Annotated in this window: 13 protein-coding genes; 8 read left to right on the top strand and 5 right to left on the bottom strand. The window is 69.3% G+C overall.

What is annotated here, in order from left to right; translation table 11 throughout:
* The first annotated feature begins 7 nt into the window (after positions 1-7).
* Both B2P18_RS01255 and B2P18_RS01250 read left to right on the top strand, forming a co-directional pair.
* Positions 8-571, top strand: a complete 564-nt coding sequence (locus B2P18_RS01255; RefSeq protein WP_286955544.1) for a CGNR zinc finger domain-containing protein — start codon at positions 8-10, stop codon at positions 569-571.
* A 24-nt stretch (positions 572-595) separates the two neighbouring features.
* Complete coding sequence (locus B2P18_RS01250) at positions 596-1,546, top strand: helix-turn-helix transcriptional regulator (protein ID WP_286955543.1); 951 nt, start codon at positions 596-598, stop codon at positions 1,544-1,546.
* Between the two features lie 31 nt (positions 1,547-1,577).
* Here B2P18_RS01250 and B2P18_RS01245 read toward each other — a convergent pair whose 3' ends face one another.
* From B2P18_RS01245 to B2P18_RS01220, 5 genes are all read right to left on the bottom strand, one after another.
* Positions 1,578-2,564 carry an aldo/keto reductase gene (locus tag B2P18_RS01245; RefSeq protein WP_286955542.1) on the bottom strand — a complete coding sequence of 329 codons (987 nt, stop codon included), beginning with the start codon at positions 2,562-2,564 and terminating at the stop codon, positions 1,578-1,580.
* Positions 2,565-2,677: 113 nt separating this feature from the next.
* The gene (locus tag B2P18_RS01240; protein ID WP_286955558.1) at positions 2,678-4,150 is read right to left on the bottom strand and encodes a SulP family inorganic anion transporter; all 1,473 of its coding nucleotides are present in this window, start codon (positions 4,148-4,150) and stop codon (positions 2,678-2,680) included.
* A gap of 200 nt (positions 4,151-4,350) precedes the next feature.
* Positions 4,351-5,088, bottom strand: a complete 738-nt coding sequence (locus B2P18_RS18735) for a DUF3253 domain-containing protein (protein ID WP_313535013.1) — start codon at positions 5,086-5,088, stop codon at positions 4,351-4,353.
* A 65-nt stretch (positions 5,089-5,153) separates the two neighbouring features.
* A complete protein-coding gene (locus B2P18_RS01225; RefSeq protein WP_286955541.1) occupies positions 5,154-5,447 on the bottom strand; it encodes a hypothetical protein in 294 nt (97 codons plus the stop codon).
* Positions 5,448-5,663: 216 nt separating this feature from the next.
* Positions 5,664-6,512, bottom strand: a complete 849-nt coding sequence (locus B2P18_RS01220; protein ID WP_286955540.1) for an FUSC family protein — start codon at positions 6,510-6,512, stop codon at positions 5,664-5,666.
* Between the two features lie 276 nt (positions 6,513-6,788).
* On the opposite strand from B2P18_RS01220, the gene B2P18_RS01215 reads away from it, so the two are divergent.
* From B2P18_RS01215 to carB, 6 genes are all read left to right on the top strand, one after another.
* Entirely contained in the window at positions 6,789-8,018 is a 1,230-nt protein-coding gene (locus B2P18_RS01215) for a TIGR00725 family protein (protein ID WP_286955539.1), read from the top strand.
* Positions 8,019-8,174: 156 nt separating this feature from the next.
* Positions 8,175-10,016 (top strand): molecular chaperone DnaK, encoded by a 1,842-nt coding sequence (dnaK, locus tag B2P18_RS01210; RefSeq protein ID WP_286955538.1) that lies wholly within the window; start codon positions 8,175-8,177, stop codon positions 10,014-10,016.
* Positions 10,017-10,139: 123 nt separating this feature from the next.
* A complete protein-coding gene (dnaJ, locus tag B2P18_RS01205) occupies positions 10,140-11,270 on the top strand; it encodes a molecular chaperone DnaJ (RefSeq protein ID WP_013983884.1) in 1,131 nt (376 codons plus the stop codon).
* An 81-nt stretch (positions 11,271-11,351) separates the two neighbouring features.
* On the top strand, positions 11,352-12,158 hold the full coding sequence (dapB, locus tag B2P18_RS01200) for a 4-hydroxy-tetrahydrodipicolinate reductase (protein WP_013983883.1): 807 nt from the start codon (positions 11,352-11,354) through the stop codon (positions 12,156-12,158).
* Between the two features lie 216 nt (positions 12,159-12,374).
* The gene (gene carA, locus B2P18_RS01195; RefSeq protein ID WP_014597590.1) at positions 12,375-13,523 is read left to right on the top strand and encodes a glutamine-hydrolyzing carbamoyl-phosphate synthase small subunit; all 1,149 of its coding nucleotides are present in this window, start codon (positions 12,375-12,377) and stop codon (positions 13,521-13,523) included.
* A 36-nt stretch (positions 13,524-13,559) separates the two neighbouring features.
* On the top strand, positions 13,560-14,569 hold a 1,010-nt coding region (gene carB, locus B2P18_RS01190; protein WP_286955536.1), incomplete at its 3' end, for a carbamoyl-phosphate synthase large subunit.

The raw sequence follows: 14,569 nt of genomic DNA, 5'->3' as shown, positions 1-14,569 counted from the left end.
TTCACGGATGGAATCGCCCGCCACCCCCCACCCGCTGAGCCCGATCGAGGAGTTCATCAACACGCGAGGGCCGGACGCGGACGGGCTCAGCACCCGCCAGCAGCTCCAGGCATGGCTGGCCGGACGCGACCTCACCCCCGCCGGGGTCACAGTCGACGAGGCGGAGCTCGCCCGGGCGACCTCCGTCCGTGAGGGCCTGCGGGCACTGATCGCTGAGAACAACGCCCCGCCCGTGGACAGCCCCCGTCCCGACGGCCTGGACCCCCACGCGCGGAGCGACCTCGCGGGGCTCGTCGCGGAGCTGCCACTCGTGCTGGACATCGGTGGGCCCGCGCCCCGGCTCGTCCCTCGACCCGGCCTGTCGGTCGTCGACGCGGCCCTGGCCACCCTGGTCGCCGCCGTGCCACCGGCCGTCGCCGACGGTACCTGGACGCGGCTCAAGGCCTGCCGCGAGCCGAGCTGTCGCTGGGCGTTCTACGACCACTCGCGCAACCGCTCGCGGTCGTGGTGCTCGATGGGGCTGTGCGGCAACCGCGCCAAGGGACGCGCGTTCTACCACCGCAACCAGTGAGCTCGCGCGACCTAGGCTGGCGGCGTGGACGACGGCGCGACCCCGCTGGTGCGGACGCTCCTGGCGCTCGAGGCGATCCAGGACCGGCCGGGGGTCACCGCTGCCCAGCTCGCCGACCGGCTCGGCGTCACCGAGCGAGCGGTGCGGCGCTATGTCCTGACGCTGCGCGAGGCGGGGGTGCCGGTCGAGTCCTCCAGGGGGCCGTATGGCGGCTACCGGTTGGGGCGCGGCGCCCGGCTCCCTCCCGTCGTGTTCACCGAGGACGAGGCGATCGCCCTGGTCACGGCGGTCCTGTCGGCCACGGCGGGGCAGCGGCAGGGGACCGACATCAGGCGCGAGGCGCTGGACAAGGTTATCCGCGCCCTCCCGGCGAGGGTGCGTCAGCAGGCGGCGGTCGTGCGCGACACCGCCAGCGGCGCGGGTCGTCCGGACCCGCTGCCGGAGCCGACCGTCACCAGTGCGCTGGTCGCCGCCATCGCCGAGGGTCGCCGGGTCGAGCTCGACTACCGCAGCGAGTCGGGCCGCACCCACACCTGGCTCGTCGACCCGTGGGCGCTCGTGGTGCGCCACGGCCGGTGGTACCTCCTCGGCCACTCGCACCACGCCCAGGCGACGCGCACGCTGCGCGCCGACCGGGTGGCGCGGGTGACCGTGACGTCCGAGTCCTGCTCCGCCCCAGCCGATCTCGATCCCGTTGCCGCGCTGGAGGAGGCGCTCGGGGCGGGCTGGGAGCTGACGACCCACGTGCGCTTCGAGGCCCCCGTCGAGGAGATCGCCCGCTGGGTCGGCGCCGTCTCCGGCACGCTGACCGCGGTCGAGGGCGGCTGCGAGCTGCGCGGCTCGACCAGCAACGCCGAGATGTATGTCGTCGAGCGCCTCGCCCAGGTCCCGCACCCGTGGCGCATCCTCGGTGGCCCCGAGCTGCGGCAGGCCGCCCGCGACGTGGCCGCCCGCCTCGCCGCGGCTGCGGACTGAGGCGGGCGGGACGGCATACGCGCTGGTGGGGTCAGAGACCGACCATCGACATCCCGGCCTCGTCGTAGCGCTCCCCGGCGACGCCGACGCGCTCCGCGAGCCCGTCGAGGTCGGCGACGTCGTCTGCGGACAGGGCGACGGCGGTGGAGCCGGCGTTCTCGTCGATGCGCTCGCGGCGACGAGTCCCGGGGATCGGCACGATGAAGGGGTGCTGCGCGAGCAGCCAGGCGAGCGCCACCTGACCCGGCGTGGCACCGCGCTGCTCCGCAAGGGCCTTGACGTGGTCGACGAGGGCCTGATTGGCCGCGAGGTTCTCGGCCGCGAACCGCGGCACGCGAGCGCGGATCTCACCCTCGCCGAAGGTCGAGTCGGCCGAGACCGTGCCCGTCAGGAAGCCCTTGCCGAGGGGGCTGAACGGCACGAACCCGATGCCCAGCTCGGCGCACGCGGGCAGGACGGCGGGCTCGGGATCGCGCGTCCAGAGGGAGTACTCGCTCTGGACGGCGGTGACGGGGTGCACGGCGTGCGCGCGGCGGATGGTGTCGGCGCCGGCCTCGGACAGGCCGAAGTGCTTGACCTTGCCCTCCTGGACGAGCTCGGCGACGGTGCCCGCGACCTCCTCGATGGGGACGTCCGGGTCGACGCGGTGCTGGTAGAAGAGGTCGATCGCCTCGACGCCGAGGCGCCGCAGGGAACCCTCCGCCACGCGGCGGATCTGCGCGGGGCTGGAGTCGGTGCCCTTCATCTGGCCGTCCTCGATGCGCCAGCCGAACTTCGTGGCCACGACGACCTGGTCGCGGATCGGCGCGATGGCGTCGCCGACCAGCTCCTCGTTGACGTAGGGGCCGTAGACCTCGGCCGTGTCGATGAAGGTGACGCCGTGCTCGACGGCGTAGCGCAGCACGGCGATCATCTCGTCGCGGTCACCCGGGTTGGGGCCGTAGCTCATGGACATGCCCATGGCGCCGAGGCCGATGGCCGACACCTCGAGTCCCTGCCCCAAGGTCCTGGTGTGCATGGCGATCCTCCTGCTCGTCGACGGGTTCGGATGTGTCCATCACACACCGATCGAGAGGGGCAGGGGGAGTCCCTGGTGGGAGGGGGTACTCCCAGGGCCTGCCTGGGGTCGCGTCAGTGGCCCGCGCCGAGGTGGCCGGACAGCTGGGCATGACGGGTCGCCGAGGCGGCGTCGAGACCGACGATCTCCACGCGCTTGCCCTTGGCGGCGTACTTCGCCTCGATGGCGTCCAGGGCGGCGACGGTGGAGGCGTCCCAGACGTGGGACCCGGACAGGTCGACGACGACGTGCTCCGGGTCGCCGGCATAGTCGAACTGGTAGACGAGGTCGTTGCTCGAGGCGAAGAACAGCTCGCCGTGGACCCGGTAGACCCGGGTGTCGATCGTGCCGTCTGCGTCCTCGTCGGGCTCTGCCACCCGCTCGACCGTGGAGAAGTGCGCGACGCGGCGCGCGAACACGACGAACGCCGTGTTGACGCCGGCGATCACGCCGTAGGCCAGGTTGTGGGTGGCGACCGTGACGACGACGGTGACGAGCATGACGATCGTCTCGCTCCACGGCATGCGGCGCAGCGTGGACGGGGCGACGCTGTGCCAGTCGAAGGTCGCGACCGAGACCATGATCATCACCGCGACGAGCACCGCCATCGGGATCCGGGCGACGGCGGGGCCGGCCCCCACGACCAGGCCGAGCAGGAAGAGCCCGGCGAGGAAGGTCGAGATCCGGGTGCGGGCGCCGGAGGCCTTCACGTTGATCATGGTCTGGCCGATCATGGCGCAGCCGCCCATCCCGCCGAAGAGCGCGGTGACGATGTTGGCGACGCCCTGCCCCCAGCTCTCGCGGGTCTTGCTCGAGTGGGTGTCGGTGATGCCGTCGACGAGCTTGGCCGTCATCAGCGACTCGAGGAGCCCGACGAGAGCCATGGCGAGCGCGAACGGCCCGATGACCTGCAGGGTTTCCAGGGTGAGCGGGACGTTCGGCAGGAGCAGGGTCGGCAGCGAGTCCGGCAGCTCGCCCTGGTCGCCGACGGTGGGCATGCGCCACCCGGTCACCTGCACGAGGGCGGTGATCAGCACGATGGCGACCAGGGGCGCCGGGACCGCGGTCGTGACGCGAGGCAGGAGCACCAGCACCGCGATGCCGAGGGCGACGAGGGGGTAGACGATCGGGGGGATGGAGGGGCCGACCAGGTGGGGGAGCTGGGCCAGGAAGATCAGGATCGCCAGGGCGTTGACGAAGCCGACCATCACCATGCGGGGGATGAAGCGCATGAGCCTGGCGACGCCGAGCAGGCTGAGGACGATCTGCAGCACCCCGGCGAGCAGCACCGTGGCCAGGAAGTAGTCGATCCCGTGATCCCTGGCGACCGGGGCGATCACCAGGGCGACGGCGCCCGTCGCGGCGGAGATCATCGCCGGACGGCCACCGACGATCGCGATGGTGCAGGCCATCGTGAACGACGCGAACAGCCCCATGCGGGGGTCGACGCCCGCGATGATCGAGAACGAGATGGCCTCGGGGATGAGCGCCAGGGCGACGACGAGCCCGGCCAGCACCTCGGTCTTGAGCCGCCGGGGGTCGCGCAGCGCGGCGAGCGTCGAGGTGTCTCGGTCGCCGGCGTCGGGGACGAGGGGGAAGCCCCGTTCGCCGCCCCGGGTCTCGGCGGCGCTGGGGGTGGTGCTGGCCAAGGATGGCTCCGTCCATGAAAAGGGCCGCAGCGTGAAGCCAGCTGCGGCGGGGTGAGGCTTCGCGATCCTACCTTGACGCCACGTGAGGGTTGCCCCGCTCAGGCCGTATGTCGGGGGCCGGGGAGCGCGTCGTAGCGCTCCGTCAGGACCCTGGCTGCGCTCTCGCGGGCGCGGCAGGTCGACATCGGGACCTGACCGAAAGTGCTGCGCGGCAAGGGGTCTCGTCCCAGTGCGGCGGTGCGGGCGTCGTCCCAGCGGACAAGGACCTGCCAGGCGCCGCCGTCCTGCGCGACCTCCCGGACCGTTCCGACGGCGCACAGCTCCTGGCGGCGCGACAGGTAGGCCCAGATCGTGTCGCCCGCTTGCATCGTCCGGAATCCCGAGCGCAGGCACCAGCGGTCGATCTGCTGAGAGCGACCGATCGCCTCCCAGACCGGGCCGGCATCGGGACGGGTCCGCCAGTCCGGCGGCTGGTGCTCGGCGTGCGCCGCCGGGTCGATCGGCAGCAGCCAGTGGGTCCTTGGTGCCTCGGACTGCGCCTGCACGTGCGGCTGCGAGGCGTCCGGCCAGGACGGGCCACGGCGCAGGCGCACCGGGCCTCGGGCCGTCCGCACGTCGACCGGCCGGCCACCCTGGACCACCTCGATCACGCCCTCGTCGGCGAGGTGGGCGGCGGCATCCCGGGTCGGCTGCATCAGCTCCCGCCAGTCCTCGCCGCCGAGCCCGCGCGCGACCTCGGACGGGCAGATGGTGACGTCCGCGGACCGGCGGCCGAGCAGGTCGACGATGTCGACGCGCAGCTCGGCGTCGGTGGGTGCTGGTGCGGGCGCGGCCACCCCGGCACTCTAGGTGGTCCCCGGGCTCGGGGCGGACCTCGCGTCGTCGCCCCGTCACCAGCGGGTCACGCGCGGCGGGGCCTGCTCCGATCGGTGAACCTCAGGAACCCGCCCTGCAGCAGCGGGGCGACGGCGTCCCGGTTGTCCTCGACGGTGAGCTCCACGACCTCGTCGTCGTGGGCCACGACCCGGGTCACCACGCTGTGGTAGGGCCCGAGCGCCAGGCTCACGAGGAAGGTTCCCGCGGCGACGGTGAGGTCCGTCGTCTCCTCGTCGAGCGTGCCGACCACCTGGGTGCCGACCAGGACGGGGCGCCCGGGGGACGCCGGACCTCGATGGATGCGCAGCGTTGCGGTCATCGGTGACTGCTCTCCTTCCCGGACCGGTCGAGACGGTGGGCTCGGGGTGCGGGTCCGACGGCCGGCGCGACCGCTCCTCCTCCCACTATGACCCTCCCGGCTCGGCAGCGGCAGGGGGCTGCAGGCTTCGGTGGGCCGCCGTGACGATCGCCAGGCCTCGGCCGTCCCCCCTTCCCTCATGGGCCCCTGGGGTCCCGGCTGCCACGGACCGGTCAGCTAACCCCTGCGGCGGACCACCACCACGAGCAGCAGGGCCAGGGCACCGCCGATCGCGGTGGCCAGCAGCCGGTGAGGCATCGACCCCTGGGCGGTGATCCCGATGACCTCGAGGAAGACGACCAGCCAGGCGGTCAGGGCGGTGGAGTACAGGACGTAGCTGACCGACTGCAGCGTGAACATCGCCCAGGCGAGGAACGTGCCGAGCGCCAGGAGGGTCGCCCCCTCCGGCTGTGCCCAGGTGACGACGGCACCTGCGACGGCCACGCCGAGGGCGGTGCCCAGCAACCGGTCCCGGCCGCGACCGAGCGTGTCGGTCAGCCGCGGCTGGAGGACCGTGACCACCGTCAGGGGAATCCAGTAGCCACGCATCGGGGCGAGCAGTTGGGACAGGACCTCGGCGACACCCAGGCCGAGGGCGAGGCGCAGGGCGTGCCAGCGCGGCCCCGACCCGGGGTGCCGCAGGTCGTTGATCACGGCCCGGCCCACCTCGGGCAGGGGGGCGGGATCCGCCCTGGCGGGATCCGGCAGGTGCTGTCGGAGCAGGGGCGTGACCCTGCTCCGCCGGCGCCGGACCCGTGGTCCCACGGCGGTCCCGACGAGCACCTGCACCAGCCCTCCGGCGGCGACCAGGACGGCATAGGTCACGGCGGTGCGCACCGGCGCGGGTTGCTGCCCGAGCGCGAGGAATCCGATCACGGCCTGCACCCCGACCTGCCCTGGGCCCTCGCGCGGGCTGAGCAGCCCGACGACCGCGCCCACCGCGGCGAGGGTGAGCACGGCGAGCACGGGCTGGTCGGCCACGAGGCACGCCACGAACACCGACACCGCCAGCACGGCCGTCGTCACGAGCATGGTGAGCCGGGGCCGAGCCACCAGCTGGTCGACCCCGATCCCGCCGGCGTTGATCGCGCCCGACGCGGCGACGACGGCGAGCAGGGGGCCACGGTCAGCAGACCGACGAGGAGCACGGCACCGAACCCCAGCGCGTACGGGACGGCGACGATGGGTTGGGCGGCGCCCCGGTCGATCTGGAGCGCGGGTCGGGTCGAGCTCATCGGCGCCGATGCTAGCTGGCTGATGCTCACGTGGCCCTGGAAAGGGCTCGATGTCATCCTGGGGGACGTGCGTCCACGAGGGTATGTCGGTGTCGTCGGTCCGGGTGCGGCCACGTCGGAGCAGGTGGAGCAGGCCGTCACGGTGGGGCGGCTGCTGGCCGAGCAGGGACTGGTCGTGGTCACCGGCGGTCTCGGCGGGGTGATGGCCGGAGCAGCGCGAGGGTGCGCCCAGGCCGGTGGGACGAGCCTCGGGCTCCTGCCCGGCGACGACCGCTCCGCCGCCAACCCGCACCTGTCGGTCACCATCCCGACCGGCCTCGGCGAGATGCGCAACGCCCTGCTCGTCCGTGCCTGCGACGCGGTGGTCGCGGTGGGCCACAGCTGGGGGACGGTCAGCGAGATCGCGCTCGCGGCGCGCACCGGCGTGCCGGTGGTGCTGCTGGACGGGCTGCGGTTGTTCGACGAGGTGCCGGTCGACGGCGACGACGTCCGCGCGCCCCGGCACGCGGTGTCGCCCGAGGATGCCGTGTCGAGCGTGCTCGGGGATCTGGGGCTCGAGACCTCGCCTGCTCGTGAGGGTGGCGAGCCGGCATACGACGGCTGGGTGCTTGGCGTCGACGGGGCCCGGGGCGGGTGGACCGGCGCGCTCCTGCCCGTGTCCGGCGCGGGGACGGTGCGGATCGTGGCCGGGGCCGACCTGCGGACCGTGATCGACCGGGTCGATCACGGCGCTGTGCACGTCGAGCTCGTCGCGGTCGACGCGCCGATCGGCCTGCCGGACACCGGGCGCCGCAGGGCGGACGTCGAGGTGCGCGGGCGGCTGGGCCCGCGCGCCGGCTCGGTCTTTGCGACCCCCGTGCGTGACGCGCTGGCGGCCGAGTCGTATGCCGAGGCCCGCCGGATCAGCGTCGCCCGCACGGGCGGGACCAGCCTGGCCGCGCAGAGCTATGCCATGCGCAGGGCCATCCTGGACGTCGACGCCTACGTGCGCGGGGAGGGGCCGACCCTGCCGGTGGTCGAGGTGCACCCCGAGCTGTGCTTCGCGATCATGGCGGGCGCGCCGCTGGCCTCGAGCAAGAAGACTCCCGAGGGGCTGCGCGAGCGCGAGGGTCTGCTCCTGGCCCAGGGGATCCGCCTGCCGCGGGACCTCGACCTCGGTCGGCGTGGTGCCGACGACGTCCTCGACTCCGCCGCCGCGGCCTGGAGCGCGGCGCGCGTCGTCCGCGGGGAGGCCGTCCGCCACCCCGCGCAGCCCGAGCGCTTCAGCGACGGCATCGACGCCGCGATCTGGGTCTGACCCGTCGCCCTCCGACGCCGGGGAACAAAGGCGTGACCGACGGAGTTGAGCCGGATAGACTCAAGTTCACTGACACGAGCTTGCACATGGATCGCAGGCGGTCATACCTTGAGTGCTGACGACTCAACATCCGCTAGTCAACAAGGAGAGCCACACATGGCACGTGCAGTCGGTATCGACCTCGGCACCACCAACTCCGCCGTCTCCGTCCTCGAGGGCGGCGAGCCGGAGATCATCGCCAACGCCGAGGGCGGTCGCACGACCCCGTCGGTCGTGGCGTTCAGCAAGAACGGCGAGGTGCTCGTCGGCGAGATCGCCAAGCGCCAGGCCGTCACCAACGTCGACCGCACCATCCGCTCGGTCAAGCGCCACATGGGCACGGACTGGAAGCAGGAGATCGACGGCAAGGACTACACCGCGCAGGAGATCAGCGCCCGCACGCTGATGAAGCTCAAGCGCGACGCCGAGTCCTACCTCGGCGAGCCCGTCACGGACGCGGTCATCACCGTCCCGGCGTACTTCGACGACGCCGAGCGCCAGGCCACCAAGGAGGCCGGCGAGATCGCGGGTCTCAACGTCCTGCGCATCGTCAACGAGCCGACCGCGGCCGCGCTGGCCTATGGCATGGACAAGGCCAAGGGCGACCACACCGTGATCGTCTATGACCTGGGTGGCGGTACCTTCGACGTGTCGGTGATCGAGATCGCCGAGGTAGACGGCGAGCACCAGTTCGAGGTGCTGGCTACCAATGGTGACACCTTCCTCGGTGGCGAAGACTTCGACATCCGCCTGATCGACTACCTCGTCGACGAATTCAAGAAAGAAACCGGCATGAACCTCAAGGGCGACCCGCTGGCCATGCAGCGCCTGAAAGAAGCTGCCGAGAAAGCCAAGATCGAGTTGTCCTCGAGCCAGCAGACCGACGTCAACCTGCCGTACATCACGGCTGACGCGTCCGGTCCGAAGCACCTGAACGTGAAGATCTCCCGCGCCAAGCTGGAGTCGTTGGTCGAGGATCTGGTCGAGCGCACCATCGAGCCGTGCCGCATCGCGCTGAAGGATGCCGGCATCGATGTGTCGAAGATCAATGACGTGATCCTGGTCGGTGGCCAGACCCGCATGCCGCTGGTGCAGCAGAAAGTCGCCGAGTTCTTCGGCAAGGAAGCGCGCAAGGACGTCAACCCGGACGAAGCCGTGGCCATGGGTGCTGCCATCCAGGGCGCCGTGCTGGCGGGCGACGTCAAGGACGTGCTGCTGCTCGACGTCTCCCCGCTGACCCTGGGTATCGAGACGCTGGGCGGCGTGATGACTCCGCTGATCGAGAAGAACACCACCATCCCGACCAAGAAGTCGCAGGTGTTCTCCACTGCCGACGACAACCAGAGCGCTGTGACCATTCACGTGCTGCAGGGTGAGCGTAAGCAGGCTGCGCAGAACAAGTCGCTGGGTCGCTTCGATCTGGCCGAGATTCCGCCGGCCCCGCGCGGCATGCCGCAGATCGAAGTCACCTTCGATATCGACGCCAACGGCATCCTGCACGTGTCCGCCAAGGACAAGGCCACTGGCAAGCAGCAGTCCATCGTGATCAAGGCCAACTCCGGTCTGTCGGAGGAGGAAATCGAGCAGATGGTGCGCGACGCCGAGGCCAATGCCGAGGAAGACCGCAAGTTCGAGGAGCTGGCTACCGCACGCAACCAGGGCGATCAGCTGGTGCATGCCACCCGCAAGATGCTCACCGAAGCCGGCGACAAGGCCAGCGACGATGACAAGGCTGCGATCGAGAAGGCGCTCGGCGAGCTGGAGCTGGCCATCAAGGGCGACGACAAGGCTGTGATCGAAGCGAAGATCGCTGCGGTGTCCCAGGCCTCCACTCCGGTTGCGCAGAAGATGTACGCCGAGCAGGCTCAGGCCGGTGAAGGTCAGCCCGCAGGTGAGCAGGCGAAGCCGGGTGACGACGTGGTCGACGCCGAGTTCGAAGAGGTCAAGGACAACAAGTAAGCCCCGGCTTGCTTCCGCTCCAGCCCGCCCTCGACGTCGTCGGGGCGGGCAAGACCGCCACGCGGGGGCTTGCTCCCGCGTCGGCGTGTCTGGAAGGCATGAAATTGAGGGTTCAGGATAGTTATGGCCAAACGCGATTTTTACGAGGTGCTGGGCGTTGAGCGCGGTGCCAGCGAGGCGGAGCTGAAAAAGGCTTACCGCCGCCTCGCCATGAAGCATCACCCCGACCGCAATCCGGGTGACAAGGCGGCGGAGGAAGCCTTCAAGGAGGCCAACGAGGCCTACGAGGTGCTTTCCGACCCGAGCAAGCGGGCTGCCTACGATCAGTACGGGCACGCCGGCGTCGATCCGCAGATGGGCGCCGGGGCAGGTGGAGCCGGTTACGGCGGCGCCAACTTCTCCGACATCTTCGGCGATGTATTCAGCGATTTCTTCAGTGGCGGTCGTGGCGGCTCCCGCGGTGGCGCTCAGCGCGGCAGCGACCTGCGTTACACGCTGGAGCTGGATCTGGAAGAAGCCGTGCGCGGCACCACGGTGACCATCCGCGTGCCGACCCTGGTCGAGTGCAAGACCTGCGATGGCTCCGGGGCAAAGAAGGGCACCAGCCCGGTGACCTGTACTACCTGCGGCGGCATCGGTCAGGTGCGCATGCAGCAGGGCTTCTTTTCGGTGCAGCAGACCTGTCCGCGCTGCCATGGCAGCGGCAAGATGATTTCCGACCCCTGTGGCAGCTGCCACGGCCAGGGCCGCGTCGAAGAGCAGAAGACGCTCTCGGTCAAGGTGCCGCCAGGCGTGGATACCGGCGACCGCATCCGCCTCTCCGGCGAGGGCGAGGCCGGAACCCAGGGCGGGCCGGCGGGCGACCTCTACGTAGTGGTCAACGTGCGCGAGCACGCGATCTTCCAGCGTGACGGCAAGCACCTGTACTGCGAGGTGCCGATCAGCTTCGCCGATGCGGCGCTGGGCGGTGAGCTCGAGGTGCCGACGCTGGATGGCCGGGTCAAGCTGAAAATCCCGGAAGGCACCCAGACCGGCAAGCAGTTCCGTCTGCGGGGCAAGGGTGTAGCGCCGGTGCGTGGTGGTGCGGCGGGCGACCTGATGTGTCGCGTCGTGGTCGAAACGCCGGTCAACCTGAGCAAGCGCCAGCGCGAGATGCTCGAGGAGTTCCGCGGCACGCTACAGGGCGACACCTCCCATTCACCCAAGGCCAGCGGCTGGTTCGAGGGTGTGAAGCGCTTTTTCGGTGATGTTTGAGTCGAACTGAGGGCTTGAGGTCCGGTGCCTGGTGCATCGGCCTCGCGCTCGGTTTCCGGCTTGCAGCTTGGAGCTGATGCTATGCGACGTATTGCAGTGACGGGCGCCGCCGGGCGCATGGGCAAGACCCTGATCGAGGCGGTGCAGCAGACTGGCGGCGTCGCCGGTCTGACCGCTGCCATCGATCGGCCGGACAGTACCCTGGTGGGTGCCGATGCCGGCGAACTGGCCGCCATCGGGCGGCTGGGCGTGCCGCTGACGGGAGATGTCGGCAAGGCTGTCGACGAGTTCGACGTGCTGATCGACTTCACTCACCCTTCGGTGACGCTGAAGAACCTGGAGGTTTGCCGCCGCGCCGGCAAGGCCATGGTGATCGGTACCACCGGCTTTTCGCCGGAAGAGAAGGAGCGCCTGGTGGCGGCGGCCAGAGAGATCCCGATCGTCTTCGCCGCCAACTTCAGCGTTGGCGTCAATCTGTGCCTCAAGCTGCTGGATACCGCGGCGCGCGTGCTGGGTGACGATGTGGATATCGAGATCATCGAGGCGCATCACCGGCACAAGGTTGATGCGCCGTCCGGCACCGCGCTGCGCATGGGGGAGGTGGTGGCCGAGGCGCTCGGGCGCGATCTGCAGAAGGTTGCCGTCTATGGTCGCGAAGGTCAGACCGGTGCGCGGGCGCGCGAGACCATCGGCTTCGCGACTGTGCGTGCCGGGGACGTCGTGGGCGACCATACCGTGCTGTTCGCCGCCGATGGCGAGCGCGTCGAGATCACCCACAAGGCCTCCAGTCGCATGACCTTCGCCAAGGGGGCGGTGCGCGCCGCGCTGTGGTTGGATGAGAAGCCGGCAGGGCTCTACGACATGCAGGACGTGCTCGGCCTGAAATGATTCGCTGCGCGCACCGGTTGCCCTGTGCCCCGTTCGGGTGCGCTGGCCGGCTATTTCGGCTGGACCGGAAAGGCGGTTTTGTGTAAGCTTCCCGCTTTAGTGTGTCCACTAAAAGTTGCGCAGAAATGAATCAAACAAAAAGCGGGATGACCTTCACACGTCATCCCGCTTTTTTACAATCTGCGTCTGCTCCAGCCTTGATCTACGGGAGGTCTCTTGACTAAGCCAGCCCTTACGCCAGCCATTCTGGCCCTTGCCGATGGCAGCATTTTTCGCGGCGAATCCATCGGCGCCGATGGGCAAACCATTGGTGAGGTGGTGTTCAACACCGCCATGACCGGCTATCAGGAAATCCTCACCGATCCCTCCTACGCCAAGCAGATCGTTACCCTCACCTATCCCCATGTCGGTAACACCGGCACCACGCCGGAAGACGCCGAGTCCTGGAAAGTCTGGGCCGCTGGTCTGGTGATTCGCGACCTGCCGTTGATTTCCAGCAACTGGCGCAACAAGCAATCACTGCCCGATTACCTCAAGGCCAACGGCACCGTTGCCATCGCCGGCATCGATACCCGTCGCCTGACCCGTATCCTGCGCGAGAAAGGTGCGCAGAACGGCTGCATCCTGGCTGGTGCCGACGCGACCGAAGAGAAGGCGCTGGAGCTGGCGCGCAGCTTCCCCGGCCTGAAGGGCATGGACCTAGCCAAGGAAGTCAGCGTGAAGGAGCGTTACGAGTGGCGTTCCAGTGTCTGGTGCCTGAAGGACGACGCGCATGCCGAGATCCCGGCCAGCGAGCTGCCCTATCACGTCGTCGCCTTCGACTATGGCGTGAAGTACAACATCCTGCGCATGCTGGTCGCCCGCGGTTGCCGCGTCACCGTGCTGCCGGCGCAGACGCCAGCCAGCGAAGCCTTGGCGCTGAATCCGGACGGCATCTTCCTGGCCAACGGCCCGGGTGACCCCGAGCCGTGCGACTACGCGATCAAGGCGATCCAGCAGGTGCTCGAAACCGACATCCCGGTGTTCGGCATCTGCCTCGGCCATCAGTTGCTGGCCCTGGCCTCCGGCGCCAAGACCGTGAAGATGCCCAATGGCCACCACGGCGCCAACCATCCGGTACAGGATCTGAAGACCGGCGTGGTGATGATCACCAGTCAGAACCACGGTTTCGCCGTGGACGAAGCCAGCCTGCCGGCCAATGTGCGCGCTACGCACAAGTCGCTGTTCGACGGCACCCTGCAGGGCATCGAGCGTACCGACAAGGACGCCTTCAGCTTCCAGGGCCATCCCGAGGCGAGCCCGGGCCCGCACGACGTCGCGCCACTGTTCGACCGTTTCATCGAAGCCATGGCCAAGCGCCGCTAAGCCTGCCGACTGACCAAAGGATTCGAGAGTAAGAAAATGCCAAAACGTACAGATATCAAAAGCATCCTCATCCTCGGCGCTGGCCCCATCGTCATTGGCCAGGCCTGCGAGTTCGACTATTCCGGTGCCCAGGCGTGCAAGGCGCTGAAGGAAGAGGGTTTCCGCGTCATCCTGGTGAACTCCAACCCGGCCACCATCATGACCGACCCGGCCATGGCCGACGCCACCTACATCGAGCCGATCAAGTGGGCCACCGTGGCCAAGATCATCGAGAAGGAGCGCCCCGACGCGCTGCTGCCGACCATGGGCGGCCAGACGGCGCTGAACTGCGCGCTGGACCTGGAAAAGCACGGTGTGCTGGAGAAGTTCGGTGTCGAGATGATCGGTGCCAACGCCGACACCATCGACAAGGCCGAAGACCGTTCGCGCTTCGACAAGGCGATGAAGAACATCGGCCTGGCCTGCCCGGAATCCGGCATCGCGCACAACATGGAAGAGGCCTACGCGGTTCTCGACAAGGTCGGCTTCCCCTGCATCATCCGTCCGTCGTTCACCATGGGCGGTACCGGTGGCGGCATCGCCTACAACCGTGAAGAGTTCGAAGAGATCTGTGCCCGCGGTCTGGATCTGTCTCCGACCAGCGAACTGCTGATCGACGAGTCGCTGATCGGCTGGAAGGAATACGAGATGGAGGTGGTCCGCGACAAGAAGGACAACTGCATCATCGTCTGCTCCATCGAGAACTTCGATCCGATGGGCGTCCACACCGGCGACTCCATCACCGTAGCCCCGGCGCAGACCCTGACCGACAAGGAATACCAGATCATGCGCAACGCCTCGCTGGCGGTGCTGCGTGAGATCGGCGTGGAAACTGGCGGTTCCAACGTGCAGTTCGGCATCTGCCCGAACACCGGGCGCATGGTCGTGATCGAGATGAACCCGCGCGTGTCGCGTTCTTCGGCACTGGCCTCCAAGGCCACCGGGTTCCCGATCGCCAAGATCGCCGCCAAGCTGGCCGTCGGCTACACCCTCGACGAATTGTCCAA

The organism is Arsenicicoccus sp. UBA2120, from assembly GCF_002330965.1.
Classification (GTDB): Bacteria; Actinomycetota; Actinomycetes; order Actinomycetales; family Dermatophilaceae; genus Arsenicicoccus; species Arsenicicoccus bolidensis.
Note: the sequence above shows the minus strand (reverse complement) of the source record. Positions and strands in the feature narration are given on the sequence as shown.

What these genes read in the sequence shown, in the direction of transcription:
- B2P18_RS01255 (WP_286955544.1), top strand. Translation starts at nt 8, where the DNA reads ATGGAATCGCCCGCCACCCCCCACCCGCTGAGCCCGATCGAGGAGTTC.
- B2P18_RS01245 (WP_286955542.1), bottom strand. Translation starts at nt 2,564, where the DNA reads ATGCACACCAGGACCTTGGGGCAGGGACTCGAGGTGTCGGCCATCGGC.
- B2P18_RS01225 (WP_286955541.1), bottom strand. Translation starts at nt 5,447, where the DNA reads ATGACCGCAACGCTGCGCATCCATCGAGGTCCGGCGTCCCCCGGGCGC.
- dnaK (WP_286955538.1), top strand. Translation starts at nt 8,175, where the DNA reads ATGGCACGTGCAGTCGGTATCGACCTCGGCACCACCAACTCCGCCGTC.
- dnaJ (WP_013983884.1), top strand. Translation starts at nt 10,140, where the DNA reads ATGGCCAAACGCGATTTTTACGAGGTGCTGGGCGTTGAGCGCGGTGCC.
- dapB (WP_013983883.1), top strand. Translation starts at nt 11,352, where the DNA reads ATGCGACGTATTGCAGTGACGGGCGCCGCCGGGCGCATGGGCAAGACC.